Annotated in this window: 19 protein-coding genes and 1 pseudogene; 9 read left to right on the forward strand and 11 right to left on the reverse strand. The window is 72.6% G+C overall.

The window, feature by feature from the left end; genetic code table 11:
* Positions 1–36 precede the first annotated feature (36 nt).
* Positions 37–1632 carry a multicopper oxidase family protein gene (locus tag ACZ3YL_RS06225; protein WP_465655815.1) on the reverse strand — a complete coding sequence of 532 codons (1596 nt, stop codon included), beginning with the start codon at positions 1630–1632 and terminating at the stop codon, positions 37–39.
* A 110-nt stretch (positions 1633–1742) separates the two neighbouring features.
* Positions 1743–2189, reverse strand: a complete 447-nt coding sequence (locus ACZ3YL_RS06230) for a DUF6153 family protein (protein ID WP_465655817.1) — start codon at positions 2187–2189, stop codon at positions 1743–1745.
* Between the two features lie 363 nt (positions 2190–2552).
* Here ACZ3YL_RS06230 and ACZ3YL_RS06235 point away from each other — a divergent pair, with 363 nt between their 5' ends.
* From ACZ3YL_RS06235 to ACZ3YL_RS06255, 5 genes are all read left to right on the forward strand, one after another.
* Complete coding sequence (locus ACZ3YL_RS06235) at positions 2553–2957, forward strand: hypothetical protein (protein WP_188307805.1); 405 nt, start codon at positions 2553–2555, stop codon at positions 2955–2957.
* A 3-nt stretch (positions 2958–2960) separates the two neighbouring features.
* Positions 2961–4673 (forward strand): alpha/beta hydrolase, encoded by a 1713-nt coding sequence (locus ACZ3YL_RS06240; protein ID WP_188307806.1) that lies wholly within the window; start codon positions 2961–2963, stop codon positions 4671–4673.
* Positions 4670–5197: a hypothetical protein gene (locus tag ACZ3YL_RS06245; protein WP_188307807.1), complete on the forward strand. Its 528-nt coding sequence runs from the start codon at positions 4670–4672 to the stop codon at positions 5195–5197. Before ACZ3YL_RS06240 ends, ACZ3YL_RS06245 begins: the two co-directional genes overlap by 4 nt.
* A gap of 156 nt (positions 5198–5353) precedes the next feature.
* Positions 5354–5761, forward strand: coding sequence for a hypothetical protein (locus ACZ3YL_RS06250; protein WP_188307808.1), 408 nt, complete (start codon positions 5354–5356; stop codon positions 5759–5761).
* 3 nt (positions 5762–5764) lie between these two features.
* Positions 5765–7447, forward strand: coding sequence for an alpha/beta hydrolase (locus ACZ3YL_RS06255; protein ID WP_188307809.1), 1683 nt, complete (start codon positions 5765–5767; stop codon positions 7445–7447).
* 66 nt (positions 7448–7513) lie between these two features.
* On the opposite strand, the gene ACZ3YL_RS06260 is transcribed toward ACZ3YL_RS06255, so the two are convergent.
* A complete protein-coding gene (locus ACZ3YL_RS06260; RefSeq protein ID WP_465655821.1) occupies positions 7514–8401 on the reverse strand; it encodes a LysR family transcriptional regulator in 888 nt (295 codons plus the stop codon).
* A 133-nt stretch (positions 8402–8534) separates the two neighbouring features.
* On the opposite strand from ACZ3YL_RS06260, the gene ACZ3YL_RS06265 reads away from it, so the two are divergent.
* The 3 genes from ACZ3YL_RS06265 to ACZ3YL_RS06275 all read left to right on the forward strand — a co-directional run bounded on the left by ACZ3YL_RS06265 (position 8535) and on the right by ACZ3YL_RS06275 (position 10945).
* The gene (locus ACZ3YL_RS06265; protein WP_465655823.1) at positions 8535–9671 is read left to right on the forward strand and encodes a YncE family protein; all 1137 of its coding nucleotides are present in this window, start codon (positions 8535–8537) and stop codon (positions 9669–9671) included.
* Positions 9672–9771: 100 nt separating this feature from the next.
* Positions 9772–10380, forward strand: coding sequence for a hypothetical protein (locus ACZ3YL_RS06270; RefSeq protein ID WP_465655825.1), 609 nt, complete (start codon positions 9772–9774; stop codon positions 10378–10380).
* Positions 10381–10540: 160 nt separating this feature from the next.
* Positions 10541–10945 (forward strand): YccF domain-containing protein, encoded by a 405-nt coding sequence (locus tag ACZ3YL_RS06275; RefSeq protein WP_465655826.1) that lies wholly within the window; start codon positions 10541–10543, stop codon positions 10943–10945.
* A 226-nt stretch (positions 10946–11171) separates the two neighbouring features.
* Here ACZ3YL_RS06275 and ACZ3YL_RS06280 read toward each other — a convergent pair.
* Positions 11172–11480: pseudogene (locus ACZ3YL_RS06280) on the reverse strand (AMP-binding protein); the annotation flags it as partial.
* Between the two features lie 385 nt (positions 11481–11865).
* Between ACZ3YL_RS06280 and ACZ3YL_RS06285 the strand changes: the two are divergent.
* The gene (locus tag ACZ3YL_RS06285; RefSeq protein WP_465655828.1) at positions 11866–13848 is read left to right on the forward strand and encodes a GTP-binding protein; all 1983 of its coding nucleotides are present in this window, start codon (positions 11866–11868) and stop codon (positions 13846–13848) included.
* A gap of 131 nt (positions 13849–13979) precedes the next feature.
* On the opposite strand, the gene ACZ3YL_RS06290 is transcribed toward ACZ3YL_RS06285, so the two are convergent.
* From ACZ3YL_RS06290 to ACZ3YL_RS06320, 7 genes are all read right to left on the reverse strand, one after another.
* Positions 13980–15611: an AMP-binding protein gene (locus ACZ3YL_RS06290; protein WP_465655829.1), complete on the reverse strand. Its 1632-nt coding sequence runs from the start codon at positions 15609–15611 to the stop codon at positions 13980–13982.
* A 138-nt stretch (positions 15612–15749) separates the two neighbouring features.
* Positions 15750–15989 carry a chaplin gene (locus ACZ3YL_RS06295; protein WP_188307832.1) on the reverse strand — a complete coding sequence of 80 codons (240 nt, stop codon included), beginning with the start codon at positions 15987–15989 and terminating at the stop codon, positions 15750–15752.
* Between the two features lie 92 nt (positions 15990–16081).
* Positions 16082–16411 (reverse strand): hypothetical protein, encoded by a 330-nt coding sequence (locus ACZ3YL_RS06300; RefSeq protein WP_465655831.1) that lies wholly within the window; start codon positions 16409–16411, stop codon positions 16082–16084.
* A complete protein-coding gene (locus tag ACZ3YL_RS06305) occupies positions 16408–18984 on the reverse strand; it encodes an Hsp70 family protein (protein WP_188307834.1) in 2577 nt (858 codons plus the stop codon). Before ACZ3YL_RS06305 ends, ACZ3YL_RS06300 begins: the two co-directional genes overlap by 4 nt.
* Before the next feature lie 31 nt (positions 18985–19015).
* Positions 19016–19852, reverse strand: a complete 837-nt coding sequence (locus ACZ3YL_RS06310; RefSeq protein ID WP_465655833.1) for a nucleotide exchange factor GrpE — start codon at positions 19850–19852, stop codon at positions 19016–19018.
* Positions 19849–20274 carry a hypothetical protein gene (locus ACZ3YL_RS06315; RefSeq protein WP_188307836.1) on the reverse strand — a complete coding sequence of 142 codons (426 nt, stop codon included), beginning with the start codon at positions 20272–20274 and terminating at the stop codon, positions 19849–19851. Before ACZ3YL_RS06315 ends, ACZ3YL_RS06310 begins: the two co-directional genes overlap by 4 nt.
* 128 nt (positions 20275–20402) lie before the next feature.
* Positions 20403–24563, reverse strand: a complete 4161-nt coding sequence (locus ACZ3YL_RS06320) for a hypothetical protein (RefSeq protein WP_465655835.1) — start codon at positions 24561–24563, stop codon at positions 20403–20405.
* Positions 24564–24608: the final 45 nt, after the last annotated feature.

Genomic DNA, 24608 nt, shown 5'->3' on the forward strand with positions numbered 1-24608 from the left:
GGACCACCGCCCCGGCGTCTCGGATCCTGGACGGGGTTACGCCTGGTAACCGAGAACGGTCATCATGCCGGTCTCCGAGTGGTAGACGTTGTGGCAGTGCACCATCCACAGCCCCGGGTTGTCGGCGTCGAAGTCGACCGTCAGGGTCGTGCCCGGCAGCACGACCGCGGTGTCCTTGCGCGGGCCGTCGGCGCCCAGCGCGAAGGTGTGCCCGTGCAGGTGGACGGGGTGCCACATGGCGGTGGTGTTGCGGAACTCCAGCCGCACCCGCTCCCCGGCCGCGACCGGGTGGCGCTGCGCCGGGTCGTACTTCCGGCCGTTGAACGCCCAGTCGGCCTTCGCCATGCCGCCGGTCAGCTCCAGCAGGACGGTGCGGTCCGGCGCCCTGGCGGGCAGCCGGACGCTCCGGTCGGCCTTCAGCCGGGCGGCGGTCAGCAGCCGGCCGTCCAGCTCGGCCGGGCGCGTCGAGGCGTCCGGCGCGGCGCCGCCGCCGGTGCGCAGCACGGCCAGCGCGCCGGCGTTCTTGCCCTCGGCCAGGGCGGTCAGCGGGAAGACGCCGTCCTGGGCGGTGACCAGCACGTCGTAGCGCTCGCCCATGCCGAGCAACAGCGCCTGGGTGGTGGCCGGTTCGACCGGGAAGCCGTCGGTGTGGGTGACGGTCAGCTCGTGGCCGCCGAGGGCGACCCGGTAGGCGGTGTCGCCGCCCGCGTTGATCAGCCGGATCCGGATCCGGTCCCCGGGCTTGGCGGTGAAGGTCTCGGGGGCGCCCGGGAGGCGGCCGTTGACCAGGTGGAACGGGTGGGCGACGTCACCCGCGTCGCCGCCGAGCAGCGGGCTGGTGGCGCCCATCAGCATCCGGGACGGGCCGCTCGCCCCCGCACTCGACGCGTCGGGCGTGCCAGACATACCGGACATGCCTGGCATGGTGTGGCCGGAGTGACCCATCCCGCCCCTGCCCCGGGCGAGTTCGGCGAGCACGGCGTCCGGGGTGCTGCCGTCGACCCCGTCCACCCAGTCGTCCAGGACGACGACCCACTCCCGGTCGTAGCGCAGCGGCTCCTTCGGGTCCTCCACGATCAGCGGCGCGTACAGGCCGCGGTCCTGCTGGACGCCGGAGTGCGGGTGGAACCAGTAGGTGCCGGGGCGGGAGAGGGCGAAGCGGTAGTCGAAGGAGGCGCCCGCCCGGACCGCCTCCTGGGTCAGGCCGGGCACGCCGTCCATGTCGTTGCGCAGGGCGAGGCCGTGCCAGTGCAGCGAGGTGGGCTGCGGCAGGTGGTTGGCGAGGGTGAGGGCGAGGGTGTCGCCGACGGTGGCGCGCACCTCCTGGCCGGGCAGGCGGTCGCCGTACGCCCAGCTGCGGACGGTGCGGCCGCCCAGGTCGAGGGTGGTCTCGGTGGCGGTGAGCGCGACCTTGCGCTCGGGCCCGGGCTTGCGCCCGGCCTCGGCGGCGGCGACCTCGGGGCCGTTCGGGGCGACGAAGCCGGCGGGGGCGGAGGGGGCGGAGGGGACGGAGGGGACGGCGGCCGAGTGGTCCATGCCGTTCATCGAATCGGAGGAGCAGGCGGCGAGCAGGCCGGTCCCGGCGGCGGCGAACGCGGCGCCGAGGACGGTACGACGGGTGGGTGTGCGCATGACGGAGTGCACCTCGTGCAGGGGTGGTGTGGACGTACAGGACGGCGCGTCGGCCGTTCCGCGCGCGGGCGCGAAGGCGCACGAGCGGGCACGGAACGGCGAGCGCACGCCTACTGACGCAGCACCGACAGTCTGCTGAGGAGGATCCGCCCACCCCCGGGCGGCGGCAGCGCCCGCACGGCCCGCGCCAGCCGGGCCCGCACCTCGGCGGCGGCGTCACCACGGCGGCGCAGCAGCGGGCCGGCGATCAGCAGCACCAGGGTCCAGCCGGCCAGCACCGCGAGACAGACCGTCATCGGATCCATGCCGCCGCCGGCGGGCTCGACCGCCAGCGGCGCATGGGCCGTCGGAACGGCGGCCGCGTGGTGATCCGCTGCCACCATCCGCGAGCCGTACGAGCCGTGCGAGCCGTGCGACCCATGCCCGGCAGACCCGCCGTGCCCACCACCCGGGTGCCCCAGCGTGTGCATCGTCACGATGCCGAGCAGCAGGGCGGCGAGGAGCAGCAGGCGCAGCACCCCGGGCAGCGACGACCCGTACAGCCGCTGCTGCGCCATGGTCCGCCTCCCGCCCGTCTCCGCCCTCCGCTTACCCCCACAGGGTATCCCCAACTGCGGACGTCCGCCGCTCTCCCTTCGTACAAAGTCAGTCACCTACCTCGCCACCCTGGACGGGGTCTCCGACTCCAGCCACGACCTGTCCCTCCGGGTCAGCTCCCATGCGTCTGGTCTGACGGCACTCCACCCAAGTAGCCCGAACTCCCGTTCGGGGCCGCACTTTCCCGGAGGTGCGGCCCCTGTGCGTCGTGCAGGTCCGCCGGTGTGCTGACCTGCGTTAATGATCCGCTAGCATGCGTCGTCAGTTTTCGAACACACGGACCGCCCCAGCAACCGGTCCGGAACTGACGGGGGAAACGAAAGATGCCAGATCCTGACGCGGGTTTGCAGTTCAAGGTCAATCCGGCCGAACTGGACGGCTGCGGCCAGAGCGCCCAGCACATCGGCGGCCTGATACCCGGCGAGACCACGAAGATCACCGACCCGTGCAACCAGGCCGCCGGAGGTCTCAAGGGCTGGCTCACCGCCGGCGGGATCACCGCCTGCGGCACCAACTGGAAGACCCTGCTGGACCGGCTCGGCGGTGACATGGGCGACGTCGGCACCAAGCTCGGCACCTCGGCCACCTATTACCGCCAGGCCGAGCAGAACGCCCACAACGGCATGCGGAACCCGGCCGCTCCGCCGGCCCCGGACGAGCCGGACCCCTTCGGCACCGCCGTCGTCCCCGGCCCGGTGAAGCCCCGCAGCGCGAAGGCGGCCGAGTAACCGATGGACATCAAGACCCTGCACGACGCCGACATCATCGGCATCTCCACCGCGAAGAGCGCCTTCGACACCCTCTCCACCGCCTTCGGCCAGCACGTCGAGAACTGGCAGCACGAGGTCGTCGACCGGCTGCACAACTCCCAGTGGACCGGCACCGCCGCCGACCACGCCAACGCCCGGATGCAGTTCCTGGAGAACGAACTCAAGGCCGCCCAGCAGGAGATCGGCCTCGTCAGCCGGGCCCTCCAGGACGCCTACGACGGCTTCGCCGCCGCCCAGGCGCACCTCATCAACGCCCTGGACGACGCCAAGACCCACAAGCTGAACGTCGCCGCCGACGGCGGGATCACCTGGGAGAAGGACCCCAACTCCCCGAACTTCGCGGGCACCGACGCCGAGAACCAGGCCAAGCAGATCCAGTCCCGGATCACCGCCGCGCTCAACGAGGCCGACCACGCCGACCAGACCATCAACGCCCGGCTCACCCACCTGGCCGGCAACGCGAGCAACGGCACCGGTCTGGACTCCGCCACCGCGAAGTCCGACACCGACGCCGCCAACGCGCTCCAGACCATCCCCCCGGCCGGCACCGACCCGAACAGCGTCAAGGCCTGGTGGAACGGCCTCACGGACGACCAGCAGCAGCGGATGATCCTCAACCACCCGGACCAGATCGGCAACCTGGACGGCATCCCCGCCGTCGACCGGAACCAGGCGAACCAGACCAACCTGGCCCGCGCCCATCAGGACATCCAGCACCAGCTCGACGGGCTCGGCCCCGAGCCGAAGCAGTTCCTCGACATCGCCGACACCAACGGCGGGCCCGTCGAGAACCCCGACTACACGACGTGGAAGCAAAAGCACGACGACCTCACGGACAAGATGACCGGCATCACCGCCATCGAGAACCGGCTGAAGGCCCCGGTCGACGACGCCCACCCGCCGACCTACCTGCTGGGCTTCGACACCAACGGCCACGGCCACGCCATCATCGCGGTCAACAACCCCGACACCGCCAACAATGTGTCGACGTACGTCCCCGGCACCGGCGCCCGGCTCGGAAGTATCAACAGCGACATCAACCGCTCGGACCTGATGGTCGCCTCGGCCAACGACGCCAACCGGAAGGCGGGCGACAAGAGCACCACCTCGTCGATCACCTGGGTCGGCTACGACGCGCCGCAGAACATCATCCCGGAGGCCGCGGACGACTCCTACGCGAAGGCCGCGGAGGACAAGCTGGTCAGCTTCGAGAACGGGCTGCACGCCACCCACGACGGGAAGATCGGCAACAACACCATCCTGGCCCACAGCTACGGCACCACGACCGTGGGCTACACCATGCGCGACCACGGCCTCCCGGTCGACAACGCCGTGCTGATCGCCAGCCCCGGCGCCGGTGTCGAGAACGCCAAGGACCTGCGGATCGACCCGTCCCACGTGTACGCGGCGCAGAGCCCCGCCGACGCGATCGGCTGGGCCGCCGCCACCGACCCCAGCGGTATGACGGACAACCTCTGGGACAACATCAAGACCGACTTCCTCTTCGGCGACGGCGACCACCACCTGATGTACGGCCGCCAGACCACCGTCCCCCAGTTCGGCGCTAACGTCATGCCCGTCGACCCCAACGCGGGACACTCCGACTACTGGAACAACGGTTCGCCCACCCTGACCGCCATGGGGCAGGTCATCGCCGGAAAGCCGACGCAATGAGCACCACCGAACACACCTCCCTGATCAGGCGGGCCACCGCCGCCGCCACACTGACGGTCACCGCACTGGCCCTCAGTGCCTGCGGGGCGAACACCCTCCAGGAGCGGTCGAAGCCCACCATCACCCTGGACCAGGCCAAGACGCAGATCGACGGCTACCTCGCCGACATCCTCGCCAAACTTCCGGTACAGCCCACGTCGGCGCCGGCCGCGTTCTTCGACCAGGAATGCGACGCCAACGACATCGGCCCGCACGGCCGAAAGCAGACCGGCCGAGGCTACGACTTCGGTGACGTTTCATCAGACATCAAGGCCCAGGCCGTGACCGACTACCGCACCTTCCTGACCGGGCAGGGATTCCAGCCGGTTCAGGATCCCCCGAACTCCCATCTCGACTGGATCAAACTGAAGAACCCGCAGAACAACTTCCTCGCCATCCTGGACGGAACGTCCGACTCCAGCCACGACCTCACCCTCAAGGTCAGCTCCCCCTGCGTCTGGCCGACCGGCACCCCTGCCACGTAGCCCAACTCCCGTCCGGGGCCGTACCTCTACCGAGGTGCGGCCCCTTCGCACACGCCCAGGTCAAACCGGTTGCCCGTTCTTGACGATCCGCTAGCATGCGTCGTCAGTTACCGCTCCGACCGGCCCAGCCGCCGGTCCGGAACTGACGGGGGACGCATGGCAGATCCAGATTCGAACCTGCAATTCCAGGTGAAGCCGGGCGAGTTGGACGGCTGCGGCCAGAGCGCCCAGCACATCGGCAGCCTGATACCCGGCGAGACGGCGAAGATCACCGACCCGTGCGGCCAGGCCGCCGGTTCCCTGCAAGGCTGGCTCACCGCCGCCGCGTTGACCACCTGCGGCAGCGACTGGAAGACCCTGCTGGACAAGCTCGGCGGCGACATGGGCGACGTCGGCACCAAACTCGGCACCTCGGCGGCCTACTACCGCCAGGTCGAGCAGGACATCCACACCAACATGATCCACCCGGACGTCCCGGTCCCGGCCTCGACCGCGCCGGACCCGTTCGGCACCGTCGTCACCCCCGGCCCGGTGAAGCCCCGCAGCGCGAGAGCGGCGGAGTAGCCGATGGACATCAAGACGCTGCACGACGCCGACTTCTGCAACCTCGCCATCGCCAAGACGGCCTTCGACACCCTGGCCACCGCCTTCGGCCAGCACGTCGAGAACTGGCAGCACGAGGTCGTCGACCGGCTGCACAACTCGCAGTGGAGCGGCACCGCCGCCGACCACGCCACCACCCGGATCCAGAGCCTGCACGACGAACTCCACGCCGCCCAGCAGGAGATCGGGCTCATCAGCCGGGCCCTCCAGGACGGCTCCGAGGGCTTCGCCGCCGCCCAGGCGCACCTGCTCAGCGCCCTCGACGACGCCAAGAGCCAGGGGCTCACGGTGGCCGCCGACGGCGGCATCACCTGGGACAACGACCCCAACTCGCTGACCTTCGCCGGACACGGCGCCCCGGAACACGCCAAGGCCATCCGGGACCGGATCACGGCCGCCCTCACCGAGGCCGACCACGCGGACCGGACGATCAGCGGCCGGCTCGCCCACCTGAGCACCAACGCGACCAACGGCACCGGCCTGGACTCCACCGTCGCGACGAACGACACGGCCGCCGCGAACGCGCTCTCCCAGATCCCGGCCGCCGGGACCGACCCGAACAGCGTCCAGGCCTGGTGGAACAGCCTCACCGACGAGCAGCAGCACCGGCTGATCCTCAACCACCCGGACCAGATCGGCAACCTCGACGGCATCCCCGCCACCGGCCGCGACCAGGCCAACCGGCTCAACCTGGCGCGCAGCAAGCAGGACATCCAGCACCAGCTGGACGTGCTCGGCCCCGAGCCCGACTCGACGGTGGCAACGCCGTACGGGGCCTACGACAGTCCCGCGCACAAGTTGTGGAAGCAGCAGCACGACGACCTGGTCGAGAAGATGAACGGCATCAACGCCATCGACACCCGGCTGGGCACCCAGGTCGACGCCGCCCATCCGCCCGCGTTCCTGCTGGGTTTCGACACCAACGGCAAGGGCCACGCCATCGTCGCGATCAACAACCCGGACACCGCCGACAACGTGTCGACGTACGTCCCCGGCACCGGCGCCCGGCTCGGCAAGGTCGACGGCGACATCAGCCGCTCGGACGCGATGGTCGCCGCGGCCAACGCCGTCGGCAACGGCAAGACCACCTCGTCGATCGCCTGGATCGGTTACGACGCCCCGCAGAACCTCATTCCCGAGGCCGCGGACGACCAGTACGCGAAGGACGCGGAGGGCAAGCTGGTCAGCTTCGAGAACGGGCTGCACGCCACCCACAACGGGACCATCGGCAACAACACCATCCTCGGCCACAGTTACGGCACCACGACGGTGGGCTACACCATGAAGGACCACGGCCTGCCGGTCGACAACGTCGTCCTGATCGCCAGCCCCGGCGCCGGTGTCGACACCGCGAAGGACCTCCGCATCGACCCGTCCCACGTGTACGCGGCGCAGAGCCCCGCCGACATGATCGGCATGGCCAGCGCCGTCGACCCCGGCGGGTTCGTGGACAACTTCTGGGACAACACGAAGGCCGACTTCGGCTTCGACGACGGCGACCACCACCTGATCCACGGACGCCAGACCACCACCCCCCAGTTCGGCGCGAACGTCATGCCCGTCGACCCCAACGCCGGGCACTCCGACTACTGGAACAACGGCTCGCCCACCCTGGCCGCCATGGGCCAGGTCATCGCGGGCAAGTAGCGCCCGACCAGCCTGCAGCACAGGCCACTTGGGGCCGCACCCGGTCTGGTCTGACGGGTGCGGCCCCTACAGCTGCTGTACGGCGGCGGCCAGATGACTACGGAACCAACGCTGGCCGGGGTCCGCCGAGTTGCGCGGGTGCCAGGCCATCCCCAGCTCCAGCTGCGGGAGTTCGAGCGGGATCGGGAAGGTCCGCAGGCCCAGCGCCGCGAAGGTCCCCGGCAGCCAGTCCGCCGCCCCGAGGGTCACCAGGTCGCTGCCCCCGGCCAGCAGCATCGCGCCGGTGTGGCTGGGCACCACCACCGCGACCCGGCGGCACAGCCCGCGCTCGGCCAGCGCGGTGTCGATCGGCCCGAGCCGCTTGCCGCGCCGGGAGACGCCGATGTGGTCGGCGGCGGCGAACCGCCGGGCGGTGATCCGCCCTTCGAACAGCGGGTGGCCGGCCCGCGCCACACCCACCACCGGCACCGTGACCAGCGGCCGGGAGCGGATCTCCGGATCCAACGACCCGAGCACACCGACCTCGACGTCCACCTGCCCCTGGCGCAGGGCCGGTCCGCCCTCCAGGGACTCCGGCAGGAACACCACGTCCACGCTGGGCGCCTCGGCGCGGATCCGCCCGACCAGCGGGCCGGCCACCCGGACCAGTACGGCGTCGGTGCACTGCACGGTGAAGGTCCGCTCCAGGTGCACCGGCTCGAAGCCCGCTCCGGGCCGCAGCACGTTCTCGCAGCTCCGCAGCAACCCGGCCACCTCCTCCCGCAGTTCGAGCGCCCGCGGGGTCGGCACCAGCCCCTGCCCGGCCCGTACCAGCAGCGGATCGCCGACCGCGCGGCGCAACCGGGCCAGCGTCCGGCTCACCGCCGCCGGTGAGGTGCCGAGCCGCTCGGCGGCCCGGGTCACGCTGTTCTCCTGGAGCAGGGCGTCCAGCACCCGCAGCAGGTTGAGGTCCATTCATGGCTCCTGAGCTGCATTTTTGCGCTTGGGGCAATGATCCCTTGCCGATCTTTGCATGGTTCGGCCGCCGCCGGGCGGGGACAGTGGAACCGTCCGAGAGACACCCGACTTCTCCGCACCAGGAGTTCCCGTGCCGAACGTTCCGAACGTGCCCAACACGCCCAACACGCCCAACACGCCCAGCGTGCCGAACATCCCGAACGTGCTGAACACGCCGAACGGGCTGAGCGACCCCCGCGCCCACCTCGCCGGCGACGTCCTCGCCGTCGTCAGCCAGAGCGGCCCGACCGTCTCCTTCTACGACGCCGCCACCGACGCCCTGCTGGACACCATCGAGGTCACGGCCCAGCCGCACGAGCTGCTCTTCGACCCGACCCAGCGACTGCTCTGGTGCACCAGCGCGTACCGCTCCGGCTACTACAACGCCCACGACGGCCACCGCACCGAGGTGACCGTCATCGACGCCGACACCCGCCGGATCGTCGAGGTGATCGACCTCGCCCCCGAGCACGGCCCGCACGGTCTCGCACTGGACCCGGACCGCGGCCGGCTCTACGTCAGCGTCGAGGCCTCGGCGGCCCGCCCCGGCGGCGTGGTGGTCATCGACACCGCGACCCGCCGCCCGCTCGGCCGGATCGACACCGACGCCCCCGGCCCGCACTGGTTCGCCATCTCCCCGGACGGGCGCACCGGTTACGCCACCAACAAGGAGGCGCCGTACGTCTCCGTGGTGGACCTCGACCGCGGCACGCTGACCGCGAAGGTGGCCGTGCCCGGCAGCGAGGGTCTGGCCGTCTCCGCCGACGGCGCCCGGGTGTACGTCGGCGGGCCCTACCTCGGCTTCGCCAAGGACCCCGACGCCACGCCCGGCATCCGGGTCATCGACGCCCGCACCGCCACCGTGACCGACGTCCTGCCCACCGGCTCCGCCGTCCTCCCGGTCCACCTGACCGCCTCCGGCCGCCTCCTGGCCGGCGAGATCCACGCCACCACCAGCCCGGACTCCGCGCTCGCCGGGCAGGGCCCCGGCCGCCTCACCGTCTTCTCCGCCGCCACCCACCGCCCCCTGGGCTCCGTCGAGGTGGGTACCTTCCCGCTGACCATCACCTCCTCCCCCGACGGCCGCCTCGGCTATGTCGCCTCCGCCGTCTCCTCCACCGTCGACGTCGTCGACCTCGACACCCTCACCCCCGTCACCCGGCTCACCGTCCCCAAGCGCGCCGAACCCGGCGCCCACGGCCTGGCCTACCTCCCCCGCCCCGCCTGACCCGACGAGCCTCCGGGCGCCGGGCGCGCCCGGAGGCTTGCCGCCGTCCGGAACGGGCCGCATCCTGAGGGCTCAGCCGTCCGGTCCGGGGGGAGGCACGATGAGACGCGGCTTCGGGGTGTTCTGTTCGACGGCGGTGCTGCTGGCGGCGCTGGGCGGGGCCACCGGGTGCGACCCGGTCGTGGACCTGAGTGGCGGCCGGCACCCGGTGCCGCTGCCCGAGCCGGCTCCGGCGTCCGCCCAGTGGATCGTCGACCTGGTGGGCGGGCTCAACGTGCCGCCGCAGTGCCCGAAGCCGACGCTGCCGACCATGGTGGTGCTCGACACCGACGGGCAGGAGCGGGCGATGGCGTTCTGGCTGGTCGACAATGTCGACGTCTGTTACGCCGTCATCAACCAGGCGGGCGTGACGCCCACGACCATCTGGTTCGCCGCCATCGCGGACCTGATCCCCCGCACCCCGATGCCGGCCGACACCACGGCGGGCGTGGACTCGTACGCCTTCACGGCCTTCCGCGGCCGGGTGGACGACATCGAGGTCGACGGCGACACCGACCACCTCGTCAGCCCGGTCCGCCACCGCACCATCGACCTCGGGGCCGGCGACCTCATCACCTTCGCCGCGTACCACTACCGCATCCCCGCGACCGGCAGGCCGCTCACCCTCACCCTCTGCACCCCCACCGGCCCCTGCCGCGACGCCCACTGATCCCCCGCCCCCACCGTGCCGCGACGCGACCACCCCGCACCTGGTCCTCAGCACCCCCGAACCTTCCCGGAAGAACGCCCCCTAAGGGAGTGGACACGCCCACCCACGGGCAAGGCACGGTCGTAGCTGTGAGCCCGTCGGACATGAGAAGGTACGCCCCATGAAGATCATCGACTTCGTTCTCAACGTCATCTGGTTGATTTTCTGTGGCATTTGGATGGCCATCGCCTACGCCGTCGCCGGAGTCATCTGCTGCGTACTCATCGTGACCATCCCGTTCGGCATCGCCTCGTTCCGGATCGCCGGCTTCATACTGTGGCCGTTCGGGCGGACCACCGTCGAGCGGGCGGACGCCGGGGCGGCGTCCTGCGTCGGGAACGTGATCTGGCTGGTCTTCGCGGGCTGGTGGCTGGCCCTCGCGCACCTGATCACCAGCATTCCGCTGTTCCTGTCGATCATCGGGATCCCGTTCGGCTGGGCCAACCTGAAGATGATCCCGATCTCGCTGATGCCACTGGGCCGCGAGGTCGTCTCCACCGACCAGGCGTGGGGCTCGCGGTCCTGACCGCGGCACCAGGACGGCCCGCCCCGATCGGGGCGGGCCGTCGGCGTTGGAGCGACTCAGCGGCCGAGGATCCGGACGCCCAGCCCGCGCAGCTCGACCTTGCGGATCTTGCCGGTGACGGCATCGGGAACTCCTCGACCACGTGCACGTAGCGCGGGACCTTGAAGTGGGCCGGCCGCCCCGCGCAGTACGCGGCCACGGCCTCGGCCGTGAGCGGCTCGGCGCCCTCCAGCTCGTGGGAACGGTACGCCGGGTTGACGGTGACCAGGATCGCGCCGAGCCTGGCGGCGGCATACCGGGTGAGCGTCCACTCCGCGCGGTCGGGGGCCCAGATGCCGACCCGGTCGCCCTTGGCGGTCCCGAGGTCCGGCAGGCCGAGGGCCGGCGCGTCGACGCCGGCGGCGAGTTCGGCGGGCGTCCGGCGGCGGGCGGTGGGGCGGTCGACCAGGGCGTCCCGTTCGGGGAAGGCGCGCACCGCCCGGTCGGGGTTCTCCCCGATGGTGTCGCCCAGCAGCGGGACGTCCGCGGTCCCCAACGAGTAGCTCCGTGAGGACTTCCAGCGGGCCCGGAATGGTGAACTCCATCATGCCTCCGATGTCGGCCGGACATTTCCTCGAACCCAGGAATATCCGGGCTTCCGGCGGGGCCTCAAGAGGAATCCGGACAAGGTGGCAGCGCCGCATTTCCCAGGTGGCACCTGCGCATTTCCAGATCGGCCAGCCGAATTGTCCCGAGGGAAACACCCCCCGCCGATCGACCCCCGCCAATCGGCTGGTCATTCGTCAAGTTCTGTTAGAGTGAGGCCGGTTGGACCATCAGGACTCGCCGCCGCCAGACACGCAAGGAGAAGGACGTGCCCCGAAAGATCCGCGTTGCTCCGGTTATCCGTACGAAGACCGAAGAACTAGGGGAACTCCGTCTTGTCAAGCGTGAACATCGGAATCCTGGCGCATGTCGACGCCGGAAAGACCAGCCTGACCGAGCGACTGCTGCACACCGCCGGCGTCATCGACCGCGTCGGCAGCGTCGACCGCGGTGACACCCAGACCGACTCGCACGAACTCGAACGCCAGCGCGGCATCACCATCCGTTCCGCGGTGGTGTCCTTCACCGTCGGCGACGTGAAGGTCAATCTCATCGACACTCCCGGCCACCCGGACTTCATCTCCGAGGTGGAACGGGCCCTCGGCGTGCTCGACGGCGTGGTGCTCGTCGTCTCGGCCGTGGAAGGGGTGCAGGCGCAGACCCGGCTGCTGATGCGCACGCTGGTCAGGATGCGCATGCCGGTGATCCTCTTCGTCAACAAGATCGACCGCATGGGCGCCCGGTACGCCGACCTGCTGGACGAGATCCGCTCCGAACTCTCGGCCACCGTCGTACCGCTGACCAGGGTCGAAGGGCTCGGCACGCCCGAGGCACGCGCGATCACCCGGACCATGGGGCCGGACGATCCGGAGTTCGCCTCCGAACTGGCCGACATCCTGGCCGAGCACGGCGACGACTTCCTGGTCCGCTACCTCGACGACGAGGCGTCCCTGAGCGTTCGGGACTACACCGAGGAACTGGCCCGGCAGGCCCGCCAGGCCCACGTCTACCCGGTGTTCTTCGGCTCGGCCGTGGCCGACGCCGGCATCGGCGCACTCGTCGACGGGATCACCAGGCTGTTTCCGGTCGATGACGGCGGCGCCGACGGCACGCTCCACGGCACCGTGTTCAAGATCGAACGCGGCTGGGCGGGCGAGAAGGTCGCCTACGTGCGACTGCGGACGGGCACGCTCGGGCCACGGTCGAAGGTGTCCGTCTTTCGGAGCGACCAGCACGGCGCGGTCGTCGAACTGCCCGGCCGGACCACCGTGGTCGAGGTGTTCGACCGGGGCTCCGCGGTGGTGGAGGAGCAGGCCCGGGCGGGTGACATCGCCAAGGTCTGGGGGCTCAAGGGCATCCGGATCGGCGACCGGCTCGGCTCCCACGAGGGGCTGGACGGCGAGCACCTGTTCGCGCCGCCGAGCCTGGAGACCGTGGTCCGGCCGGCCCGGCCCGGTGCGATGCCCGAACTCTACGACGCGCTGTTGCAGTTGGCCGATCAGGATCCGTTCATCAACGTCCGCAAGGACGACGAGGAGCAGGAGATCTCCGTCTCGCTCTACGGCGAGGTGCAGAAGGAGGTCATCGCGGCGACCCTCGCCGACGACTACAAGCTGGACGTGGTGTTCGAGGGCACCCGGATCATCTGCGTCGAACGCCCGATCGGGGTCGGCGAGTCGCTGGAGGAGATCGACTACCGGAGCAAGACCTTCTTCTGGGCCACGATCGGCCTGCGGGTCGAACCCGGGGAGCCGGGCTCGGGGGTCGTCTTCCGCCGGTCGGTGGAGCTCGGCTCGCTGCCGCACGCCTTCCACAAGGCCGTTGAGGAGGCCGCCCGGGCGACCCTGCGGCAGGGGCTGAACGGCTGGGAGGTGCTGGACATCCTGGTGACGCTGACCCACTCCGGGTTCGCCAGCCCGGTCAGTGCGGCGGGTGACTTCCGCAAGCTCACCCCGCTGGTGCTGATGAACGCGCTCAAGCAGGCGGGCACGCAGGTCTTCGAGCCGGTCAACCGGTTCGAGCTGGAGGTGCCGGCCGAGAGTGTCAGCACCGTCCTGCTGAACCTGGTGGAGTGCGGTGCGACCCCGGAGACGACCCGGGGGCAGGGCAGCAGCTGCCTGGTGGAGGGGACCGTTCCGGCCCGCACCGTGCAGGAGTTCGAGCAGCGGCTGCCGGGGCTGAGCCAGGGCGAGGGTGTGCTGGTGACACGGTTCCACAGCTTCCAGCCGGCCGTCGGCCCGGTGCCGAGCCGGCGCCGCACCGACCTCAACCCGGCGGACCGCAAGGAGTACATGCTGCGGGCGTTCGGCCGGATCTGACGGGACGCCACAAGGGCCCGACCACGGCTCCGGTGGTCGGGCCCTCGGCCGTCACGGCGGCGGTGTCCGTACTGACCGCGGCACCAGGACGGCCCGCCCCGATCGGGGCGGGCCGTCGGCGTTCGAGCGGGTCAGAGGCCGAGGATCCGGACGGCCAGCTCGCGCATCTCGACCTTGCGGATCTTGCCGGTGACCGTCATCGGGAACTCCTCGACCACGTGCACGTAGCGCGGGACCTTGAAGTGGGCCAGCCGCCCGGCGCAGTACGCGGCCACGGCCTCGGCCGTGAGCGGCTCGGCGCCCTCGCGCATCCGGATCCAGGCCATCAGCTCCTCCCCGTACTTGGCGTCGGGGACACCGATCACCTGCACGTCGAGGACGTCCGGGTGGGTGTGGAGGAACTCCTCGATCTCGCGCGGGTAGAGGTTCTCCCCGCCGCGGATCACCATGTCCTTGATCCGCCCGGTGATGGCGAGGTAGCCCTCCTCGTCCATCACCGCGAGGTCGCCGGTGTGCATCCAGCCGGCCGCGTCCACGGCCTCGGCGGTGCGCTCGGGCTCGGCCCAGTAGCCGAGCATGACGGAGTAGCCACGGGTGCACAGCTCGCCGGGTTCGCCGCGCGGGACGGTACGGCCGGTGGCCGGGTCGACGACCTTGACCTCCAGGTGGGGGCCGACCCGGCCGACGGTGGAGACCCGGCGCTCGACCGGGTCGTCGGTGCGGGTCTGGGTGGAGACCGGTGAGGTCTCGGTCATGCCGTAGCAGATGGAGACCTCGGACATGCCCATCCGCTCGATGACCTCCTTCATCACCTCGGCCGGGCAGGGCGAGCCGGCCATGATGCCGGTGCGCAGGCTGCCGAGGTCGTGGCGGGCGAAGTCCGGGTCGGCGAGTTCGGCGATGAACATGGTCGGCACGCCGTACAGCGAGGTGCAGCGCTCGGCGGCGACGGCGGCCAGGGTGGCGCCGGGCTCGAAGGACGGGGCGGGGATGACCACGCAGGCGCCGTGCGAGGTGGCCGCGAGATTGCCCATGACCATGCCGAAGCAGTGGTAGAAGGGCACCGGGACGCAGATCCGGTCCTGCTCGGTGTAGTCGAGCAACTCGCCGACGAAGTACCCGTTGTTGAGGATGTTGCGGTGTGACAGGGTCGCGCCCTTGGGGAAGCCGGTGGTGCCCGAGGTGTACTGGATGTTGATCGGGTCGTCCGGGGCCAACTCCCGCTGCCGGGCGGCCAGCCGGGCGGGGTCGGCGGCGCGGCCGACCGCCAGGACGTCGTCCCAGGCGGGGCTGCCGAGCAGCAGGACGCGCTGCAACTCCGCGCAGCGCGGCCGGACTTCCTCGATCATCCCGGCGTAGTCCGAGGTCTTGAAGCGCTCGGCGGCGACCAGCAGCCGGATCCCGGCCTGGTTCAGCACGTACTCCAGCTCGTGGGAACGGTACGCCGGGTTGACGGTGACCAGGATCGCGCCGAGCTTGGCGGTGGCGTACTGGGTGAGCGTCCACTCCGCGCAGTTGGGGGCCCAGATGCCGACCCGGTCGCCCTTGGCGATCCCGAGGTCCAGCAGGCCGAGGGCCAGCGCGTCGACGTCGGCGGCGAGCTGGGCGTACGTCCAGCGGCGGGCGGTGGGGCGGTCGACCAGGGCGTCGCGGTCGGGGAAGGCGCGCACCGCGCGGTCGAGGTTCTCCCCGATGGTGTCGCCCAGCAGTGGGACGTCCGCGGTTCCGGAGGCGTGGCTGCGCTGGGCGGGCGGTGTCGGCACGGGCTGGCTCCTGGGTGCGACGGTGCGGGACAGGGATCCATGCTCGCGGTCCCGGGCCCGCGCCGCCACCCCCGAACGGGGGTACCGACACGGCGCCGGGGCCGCCCGTCGGATCGACGGACGGCCCCGGCGCGCGGGTCAGGCGTTGATGCAGGTGTTGCCGAAGGCCGGGTTCAGGATGGAGATGATCCCGATCGAGTTGCCGCAGACATTGGCCTCGAGGTTGATCGGGATCTGGATCTGGTTGCCGGAGAGCACACCCGGCGAGCCGAAGGCGACACCGTTGGCGGTGGCACTGCCGGCCGCGGCCGTGCCGGCACCGGCGAGCACGGCCGCCGCGGCGAGCGCGGTGGCGGCGAGGGTGGTGCGAATACGCATTGCGTCACTCCTTGTGAGGGTGGCGAACTTCCGTGTGACGATCACACTCGCACCGATCGAACTCGACGGCAGGTCGGGAGCGGCCGGATTGGTCATTCGGAGGGCGTGTCGCCCTCCGACTCCCCCGGCGCCGGGCTCCGCTCCGGCCCCGGGGATCCGGCCACACTCAGTGATTCCAGCAGCTCCCGGGCCGGTTCCAGCCCCGGTTCGGCCGCCACCGCGCGGTGCAGCAGTCCGAGCGCGAGCGGCCCGTCCCCGGCGGCCAGGGCGTCCAGCGCCCGGTTGTAGTCGATCCGAGCGGCGTAACGCAGCCGGAACAGCACGCTCAGGTCCTCCCGGCAGGACGGGCAGCCCAGCGACTGCCGGTCCGCCGGCACCTTGCACAGCGGGCAGAGCACCTCGGGGAGGGTCTCGGTGGTCATCGCGGACCCGCCTCCTCCGGACGGACCGGGCCGAGCGACTCGGCGGCCGGCTCGCTGCCCAGCTCCCGCTGCGCCTGCGCGTACAGGGCCAGCAGGTTCGACATGTGGGTGTTGACCGCCTCCATGTTGGGCGCCTCCACCGCCTCGTCCAGCCCGCGCAGCTCCGCCATGATCCGCTGGGCCAGGGCCGGCGAGATCATGTTCTGGCTGACGTAGACGTTGCACATGGTGAGCATCCGGAAGGTGTGGCCGAGCGCGTCGCACAGCTCGTCCGCCTTCTGGGCCGCGCGCATCGCGCCCTCCCAGTCGGCCGCCTCCCGGCGCAGCCGCAGCTCGGCGGCCACCGAGCGCAGCCGGTCGAGGTCGCTCGGGTCCAGGTGCTTCTCGCAGTAGTGGATGAACAGGCTCAGGTACGCCTCCGAGCCGCGCACCCAGCGCTGGGCCTTGAGCTGGCGCTGCGCCCGCTCCAGCGCCTCGTCCACCGACTGGCCACGGGTCTGGCCGGCCGCCAGGTCGTCCAGGGCGTCCATCAGCCGCTGGGCCTCGCGCATCTCGGCCTCGGTCAGCTCGCCGCCCCAGCGGTCGGTGAAGGTCTCGATCTGCCGCTGCTGCTCCTCGACCTGCACCTTCAGCTCGGGGTCGAGGGTGACCCGCTCCAGCTTGACGGTCTTCTCGCCGCCGCCCTGGATCCGGACCGACAGCGTGATGGTGCGGTCCCGGTCCAGGCCGAAGGCGACCTCCACGCCGGTCCGGCCGCCGAGGCCCTCCGGCAGCCGCAGGGTGAGGTGGCCGATCAGCTCGTTCTGCTGGGCGATCTCGTGCTCGCCCTCGTAGACCGCGATCTCCAGCCGCTGGCGGCCGCTGCCGGAGACCACGAACTCCCGGCTGACCGGTGAACTGGTCGGGTAGCTGGTGTTCTTGGGGATGATGACGGCCAGCCGGCCGTCGTTGAGCTCGATCCCGAGGTTCTTCGGGGTGATGTCGAAGGGGTTGGTGACCTGCATCAACTCCCCGCAGCCTGCGCAGACTTCACTGCCGGGCGGGTTGACGACCGAGCAGGAGGCGCAGCGCAGGCCGACGTCCTCGGCGGCGGTGGAGGCCACCCTGGTGTTGCCCGGGGCGGCGGAGTTGAGCGCCTCGCCGCACAACTCGCAGGCGGTGACGCCGGGGGCGGCCGGGGTGCCGCACTGCGGGCAGTTGTCGCCGCGCAGCGCGGTGGTGGCCTGGGACTGCCTGGGGATGGTCGTCCCCGTCCCGCCGGCGCCTGAACCGGCCAGGGACTGGCCGCACTTGGTGCAGTCGGCGGCCGCCGCGTCCACCGGGACGTGGCAGGTCGGGCAGGACACCCGGTCGCCGCCGAGCAGGGAGGTCGCGCAGTTGGCGCAGTTGGAGGCCGAGAGGTCCCCGGGGGCCCGGCACTCGGGGCACTCCACCTCGCCGACCAGGGCGGACTGCACGGCCGCGCCGAGCGCCACGCACTGCATCGGGTTGACACCGCGCTTGATCCGGCGGGTGCCGAACACCTCGCCGAGCCGCCGCTCCACCAGCGGGATCGCGGTCGAGCCGCCGACCAGCACCACCTCGTCGATGTCCCCGACGGTCAGGTTGGCCTGCATGATGGCCTTGTGGGTCAGCTCGATGGTCCGCTCGATCTGGGCCTCGATCAGCTCCTCGAAGCGGGCCCGGTCGAACTCCGTCTCCAGCACCAGCTGTCCGGCACCCAGGCCGGGGAGGATGACCTCGGAGGCCTGCTGGTTGGAGAGCTCGATCTTGACCGTCTCGGCGGTGGAGGCGATCTTCGGGCGGTCCCGCAGGTCGGGCTGGTAGTCGGAGCCGTACTCCTCGCGGATGTCCTCCAGCAGGGCGCTGGTGATCGCGCGGTCGAAGTCGTCGCCGCCCAGCAGGTTGTCGCCCTCGATGCCGAGCACCGAGACCGAACCGGGCACCAGCAGCAGGATGGAGATGTCGAAGGTGCCGCCGCCGAGGTCGTACACCAGCACGGTGCGGCCCTCGTCGCCGGCCTCGGTGGTGAGCCCGTACGCGAGCGAGGCGGCGGTCGGCTCGTTGATGATCCGCAGCACGTGCAGGCCGGCCATCCGGCCCGCCTCCTGGGTGGCCGCGACCTGCCGCTCGCCGAAGTACGCGGGGACGGTGATGACGGCCCGGTGGAACGGCTCGCCGATGCGCTGCTCGGCGTCCTCCTTGAGCCGGTGCAGGATGATCGCGGAGATCTCGATCGGGGTGTAGGAGCGACCGTTGAACCAGACGTTGACGTCGCCGTCGGTGCCCGCGGTGACCTTGTAGTCGATGTCCTTGAGTGCCGCCTGCACCTGCGGGTCCTTGAACTTGCGGCCCATGAAGCGCTTGACCGAGCGGATCACGTTGGCGCCGTCGATGGCGATCCGGCTGCGCGCGGTCGAGCCGACCAGCAGCTCGCCCTTGCGGCCGCTGCCGACCACGGAGGGCGTGGCCTCCTGGTTCTGCCGGTTGAAGATGATCTCCGGCGCGCCCCGGCGCAGGTGGGCCACCACGGAGTTGGTGGTGCCCAGGTCGATGCCGAGTGTGCGGTACATGTCGTTCCCCTCTTGCCCCTCGTGGTCCTGGCTACTTCTTGCGCTTGGCCCGCTTGGCCGGCCGGCCCGCCGCCGCCGTCTTGGCCGCTCGACGGGCCCGGGGCGGGACCGGCCTGGCCGGGGCCTCGCCGGCGACGGCCTCGGTCGCGGGGGCCTCCGGGTGCCCCGGTTCCCCAGGCCCCGCGGGGTCCTCGGGCTTCTCGGCTTCCTCGGCTTCCTCGGCCTGTGCCGGCCCCCCGACCGGCTCCTCGACCGGCTCCTCGACCGGCTCCTCGACCGGCGCCGCGGCCGGCCCCCCGACCGACGCCGCGAGCGGCTCCGCTTCAGCGGGCTCCGCGTACCCGTACACCCCGAGCCGCGGGTCCTCGACCGGCGGCAGCGCCGACTCCGGTGCGGCGACCACCACCTGGGCCCGGCGCAGCACCTCCTGCTCCCAGAAGAACCCGGTCACCACCGTCTGCAGCACCGTCTCCGGAGCCACCCCCGGCCGTACCTCGGTGCCGACGATCTCGGTCAGCGCCGGGTCCGCCGCCAGCCCGTCCAGCCGCATCGGCCGCACCCCGGCCTTGGCGAGCCGGCCGAGCAGCCGCCGCCGGGTGGCCTCCAGCCCGGCGCCGCGACCGTGGGCGACCAGCTCGCGGTCCAGACCGAGGGCGGCGAGTGCGTCGTCCACGTCGACCAGGACGCCCAGCAGTTCGCGCTGCGCGGCCCGGGCCTGCTGCTTCTGCTCGGTCAGCTTGTTGCCCAACAGTGATGCCCGGAAGAGCAGTTGGGTGAACTTGGCCTCCAGGTCGACGGACTCGACGCCCGACGGGACCTCCAGCCGCTGGTGGCCGGTGAGCGGGGATGCGGTCGGTGCGTCGGTCATTCCGGGACCTCGATCTGCGGCAGCACGGACAGGTCGGCCGCGTAGCGGGTGGGGACGGGCGGTTCGGGGTCGGCGCCGCCGGGTGCGGGTTCGGCGAAGTCGGCGGCGGCCTCGGCCCGGTGGAGGGCCAACAGGTCGGGGGCCGGCGGCAGGCCGGGGCGCTCGATCACCAGCAGCGGTTCGGCGAGCGCGGGGGCGAGCAGCCCGGCGGCCTGGTCGACCGGCTCGGGCGGCAGCGGCTGTTGGAGGTCGACCTCCAGGCGTCGGTCCGGGTTGCGCAGCAGGGCGGCGGCGTCCTGGATCTGCTGGCGGCTGTAGCGGCCCGCCTTCAGCGCCTTCCCGACCGAGAGGTTGATCTCGCGCACCCCGGCCGTGAGCGGGATGCCCAGGACCTCGTACGGCGACGGCTCGTGCAGTGGCATGGCGGGCGGTCTCTCTCCTCACGGCTCAAGCGGATCGGAACTACCGGCTCACGGACCGGAATCGGGACGGGACGACGGCCGGGCGCGCGCACGTGCTACGACGACGACGGCCGCCCGGTGGTTGCCGGTCAGCGGCGGTTGAGGTTGTTGATGCGTGTCGCCAGGGCGCGCAGTTCGCGGTCGTCGGGGTTGTGCTGGAGGGCCATGGCGATCGCCCCCTGGGCTTCGTAGTAGCGGCCGTCGTTGGCCTGGGCGACGGCGAGGGAGCTGAGGACGATGCCGAGTTCGTTGTGGATCTTGGCCTTGTCCTCCGGCGAGGCGGCCAGCTCCAGCGCCTCCTTCAGCAGCCCGGTCGCCTCCAGGTACCGGCGGCGTTCGAAGAGGCCGATCGCCTCGCCGCGCCAGACGCTGACCATCAGCCGGCGGATGTCGGGCGAGTTGTCGTAGGACTTGGCCTTCTGGAGCATGGCGGCCTGGGCGAGGAACGGTTCGTCCTGCATGTGGTCGATGACGTGGTTGGCGAGCATCACCGAGATCCGGCGGGTCGCCTCGGTGCCGGCCCGGGTGTAGTCGCCCTCCCAGTCCGGGTCGATGTCCAGGGCCGAGGCCATCCGCCGGATGGCGGTGTTGCTGTCGTCGGCGAAGGCGGCCGAGCGGGCGAGCTGGCGCAGCACGAAGGCCAGGCCCCGCCGGTTCTCCGGGTCGTCGTCGAGGTCGATCAGCTGCTGCCACATCTCGACGGCTTCCAGCAGCTCCGCTTCGGAGGCGTCGACGCGGCTGAGCTGGCCGGCCCGGTTGCCGAGGGCGGCCCGCAGGAAGTGCCGGGCGGTCGGGTCGCCGGGGGCGAGTTCCTGGCTCTTGGCCAGCAGCGCGAGGGCGCGCGGGTAGTCCTTCTCCTCGTTGTTGATCTTGCGGGCCCACTGGGCGTAGGTCGCGCCGAGGTCGCCCCGCACCTCCGGGTCGTCCGGGGCCAACTCGAAGGCCTTCTCCAGCAGTTCGGCCGCGCCCTGCTGGTCGTCCACGGTGCTCTTCAGCAGGGCGCGGGCGGCCCGGACACCGGACTCGGCGGCGATCCGGGCCACGTCGGCGGGCAGCACCACGCCGGGGACGGCACCGGCCCGGGCGAGGCAGTCCAGCGCCTCGCGCCAGTCCTGGTTGCGGTGGTGCTCGCGGGCCTGGCTGACCAGGGACGCGCCGAGCAGCGAATGCCAGGCCGCGCCGCGCGCGCCCTCGGCGACCGCGTCCAGCGCGGCGACGGCGGCCGCCTGCCGGCCCTGGAGGTGCAGGTACTGCTGCGGCCCGAGCGCGCCGAACAGGCTGAGGGCCCGGCCCAGCGCGGGCGTGCCGGGGCCCGCGGCCCGCCGCCAGGCCCCGACGGCCTGCTGGTAGGCCTCGCCCCAGCCGGCGGTCTCGGGCGCGGCGCGCAGCAGCCCGTCCAGGGTGGGGCCGACCACCAGGCGGCGCGCGGGGCGGCCGGGCAGGGTGATCCGGACGTCCTCCTGGGCGAAGGCGTCCGCGGCCTGGGCCTCCATGCCCAGGCGCAGCGTCCAGGCGGTGGTCTCGTCGCCGGTGCGCCCGGCGGCGCGGTCGACGGCGCGCAGGTCGTCGCGCAGGCTGTCGATGACCGCGGCGCGGGCGGCGGCCGTGCGCTGGGGGTCGGCCTCGCGGCCGGTGATCCGGGCGGTCTCGGCCCACAGCTCCTCGCCGTGCAGGGCGGCGACCAGGCAGCCGAGCGTCCAGGCCCAGACCTGCTCGTCGGGACCGTCGGGGCCGTCCGGTCCGCCGGCCGTCTCGCTCTCGCTGGAGGCGGAGGCAGAGGCGGAGGCGGAGGCGAAGCGGTAGCCGGCCAGGCCGACGGCGTGCAGCAGCCGGGGGTGGGCCGGGTCCTTGAGCAGCAGCTCGCGGTAGCCCCGGTAGGCCTCGCCGTGACGGCCCTCGACGGTGTGCTGGTGGGCCTCGTGCTCGCCGAGCAGCACCAGCGCGGCGGCCGCCTGGGGGTGGCCGGGGGCGAGGGCCAGGGCCTGGCGCAGGTCGCCGGCCGCCCGTCCGGGCTGATCGGCGGCGAGGGCGGCGCCGGCCCGGCGGACCAGGACGGCGGACCGGACGGTGCCGGCGTCCTCCGGCAGGTCGGCCAAGGCCTCGTCGAGGCGGCCGAGTTCGGCGCGCAGCAGGGCGAGGTCGAGCCGTACGGGTGCGGCGTCGTCGTCGCCGAGTGCGTCGGCCCAGGCCGCCAGGACGGGTTCGGCCTGTTCGGGGGTACCGGCCCGGCGGGCGCAGTCCAGGACGGCGCGCAGTGCGGGGCCGGCGCAGCGTATGCAGCGCGGCGAGCCGGCCTCGGCGGGGGCGTGCAGGTGGTCGGCGCAGGCCTCGCGGCCGCAGCCGCCGCAGGCCCCGGTGGCGGGGCGGGCGCACGCGGTGCACGCCCCGACGGGCTCGGCGGCGGGGGCGGGGGCGGCGAGGAAGTGGCGGTACCACTCCAGCGCGGTGGCCCAGTTGCCGGCCCGTTCGGCGAGCAGGGCGCGCAGCCGGGCGAGGGCCGGGTCGCCGGCCGGGTCGGGGTCGAGCGGGCCGAGCAGGGCGATGGTCTGGACCGGACGGCCCGCCAGCAGGGCGACGGCGGCCAGGTGGTAGCGGTCGCGGAGCCCGGCGGCGGGGTCGAGCAGCGCGGTGAGCTGCTCGGTGGCGCCCTCGGCGAGGGCGAGCGCGGCGCGCAGCCGGGACTGCCGGTGGGTGAGCGCGCCGGGCAGGGTGTCGGCGAGGGCGAGGGCGGCGGTGGCCCGCCGGCGCGCGTCGGGGAGGTCGCGGCCGGCGACCAGCAGGTGGGCGGCCTCGCGCAGGGCGGCCTCGCGCAGCGCGGCCCGGTAGCCGGCGGCGGCGGGGTGTTCGGCGGCGGCGCGCTGCCAGAGTTCGCGGGCGGCGGCCGGGTCGGTGGCCAGCCGGGTGCGGGCGAGCCGGTCGCGGGCGAGGGCCTGGCGGCCGTGGAGTTCGGGGTCGTCCAGCGGTTCCCAGCGGGCGAGGGCGCCGGCCGGGTCGTCGGTGCGGGCGAGGGCCAGGCCGTGGTGGTAGGCGGCGATCCGGCTCCAGCGGGAGCCGGGCTGGTCGTCCGCCTCGGCGCGCAGGATCGGTTCGGCCTCGGCGGCCTGTCCGGCGGCGGTCAGGGCGGCGCCGAGCCGGACCCGGGCGGGGCGCCAGTCGGGGGCCTGGCCGAGGCCGGCCCGGTAGTCGGCGGCGGCCTCGGCGTGCCGTTCGGCGCGTTCGTGGACCAGGGCGAGGCCGAACCGGGCGGGGGCGAAGGCGGGTTGGACGGTCAGGGCGGCGGTGAACTGCTCGCGGGCCTGGTCGTCGGCGCCGAGCAGCAGGGCGAGCCGGCCGAGGGCGTAGCGCGGGTGCGGGTCGCCGGGGGTCTCGGTGGCGGCGGCCGCGAGGTCGGCCCAGGCGGCGTCGGTGGCGCCGAGCCGCTGCCGGGCGAGGCCGCGGAAGAGCAGGGTGTCGGTGCGCAGCGCCGGGCCGCGGCCCCAGAGGCCGGGGTCGCCGGGGCCGCGGCGCAGCGCTTCGTCGAAGGCGGCGACGGCGGGTTCGTCCCGGTGCAGGGTGAACAGCTGGGCGCCCCAGCGGAACCAGAGTTCGCCGCTGCCGCCGGGGGCCGCGGCGGCGAGCAGCTGTTCGCTCTCCTCGGCGCGGTCGGTGGCGCGCAGCAGGGCGGCCCGGGCGAGCACCGGCCAGTCCTGGCCGGGCAGGGCGGCGAGGGCGCCGGCGGTGGCGTGGTCGCGCTGTTCGGGGCTGCCGTCGCGGCACAGCTGTTGCAGCCACTGCCGGGTGCGGGCGGCGGCCTCGGCCTCCTCGCCGGGTTCGGCGCCGCCGGCGGTGGCCTGGAGGAGGGCGAGCAGCGGTCCGAGGTCGCCGTCCGGGGCCTGGAGGCGTTCCTCGGCGAGGCGGCGCAGGCTCCACCGGGGCAGTTGCCGGGCCGGGTCGGTGAGCAGCGGAAAGGCCTCGCGGTACAGGGCGAGGGTGGCCTGCTGGTCGCCGGTGGGGATGGTGGCCTCGGCCTGGCCGAGCAGGGCGAGGCCGCGCTGGGTGCGCAGTTCCGGTGGCCCGGTGGCGAGTTGGCGGGCCAGCCGGGCGTAGCGGCGGCGGGCCTGGGGGGCCTTGCCGGCCGCGAGCCGTTCGGCGGCGGCGCCGAGGGCCTTGGCAACTCCGTTGGCGTCCAGGGTCGTTCGTCGGCGTGCGAGTGCGACGGCGGCCCCTCCGGCCAGTGCCACCACGATCAGCAGCACCGCGATCAGCAGCATGCACCGTCCCCCTGTTGTTCGACAGCCGTCCACTCCATGATCAAC

The sequence above is a fragment of the Kitasatospora sp. NPDC023176 genome (genome assembly GCF_055560495.1).

Coding starts and splice junctions, on each gene's coding strand:
- ACZ3YL_RS06225 (WP_465655815.1), bottom strand. CDS start 1,632: ATGCGCACACCCACCCGTCGTACCGTCCTCGGCGCCGCGTTCGCCGCC.
- ACZ3YL_RS06230 (WP_465655817.1), bottom strand. CDS start 2,189: ATGGCGCAGCAGCGGCTGTACGGGTCGTCGCTGCCCGGGGTGCTGCGC.
- ACZ3YL_RS06235 (WP_188307805.1), top strand. CDS start 2,553: ATGCCAGATCCTGACGCGGGTTTGCAGTTCAAGGTCAATCCGGCCGAA.
- ACZ3YL_RS06240 (WP_188307806.1), top strand. CDS start 2,961: ATGGACATCAAGACCCTGCACGACGCCGACATCATCGGCATCTCCACC.
- ACZ3YL_RS06245 (WP_188307807.1), top strand. CDS start 4,670: ATGAGCACCACCGAACACACCTCCCTGATCAGGCGGGCCACCGCCGCC.
- ACZ3YL_RS06250 (WP_188307808.1), top strand. CDS start 5,354: ATGGCAGATCCAGATTCGAACCTGCAATTCCAGGTGAAGCCGGGCGAG.
- ACZ3YL_RS06255 (WP_188307809.1), top strand. CDS start 5,765: ATGGACATCAAGACGCTGCACGACGCCGACTTCTGCAACCTCGCCATC.
- ACZ3YL_RS06260 (WP_465655821.1), bottom strand. CDS start 8,401: ATGGACCTCAACCTGCTGCGGGTGCTGGACGCCCTGCTCCAGGAGAAC.
- ACZ3YL_RS06270 (WP_465655825.1), top strand. CDS start 9,772: ATGAGACGCGGCTTCGGGGTGTTCTGTTCGACGGCGGTGCTGCTGGCG.
- ACZ3YL_RS06275 (WP_465655826.1), top strand. CDS start 10,541: ATGAAGATCATCGACTTCGTTCTCAACGTCATCTGGTTGATTTTCTGT.
- ACZ3YL_RS06295 (WP_188307832.1), bottom strand. CDS start 15,989: ATGCGTATTCGCACCACCCTCGCCGCCACCGCGCTCGCCGCGGCGGCC.
- ACZ3YL_RS06300 (WP_465655831.1), bottom strand. CDS start 16,411: ATGACCACCGAGACCCTCCCCGAGGTGCTCTGCCCGCTGTGCAAGGTG.
- ACZ3YL_RS06305 (WP_188307834.1), bottom strand. CDS start 18,984: ATGTACCGCACACTCGGCATCGACCTGGGCACCACCAACTCCGTGGTG.
- ACZ3YL_RS06310 (WP_465655833.1), bottom strand. CDS start 19,852: ATGACCGACGCACCGACCGCATCCCCGCTCACCGGCCACCAGCGGCTG.
- ACZ3YL_RS06315 (WP_188307836.1), bottom strand. CDS start 20,274: ATGCCACTGCACGAGCCGTCGCCGTACGAGGTCCTGGGCATCCCGCTC.
- ACZ3YL_RS06320 (WP_465655835.1), bottom strand. CDS start 24,563: ATGCTGCTGATCGCGGTGCTGCTGATCGTGGTGGCACTGGCCGGAGGG.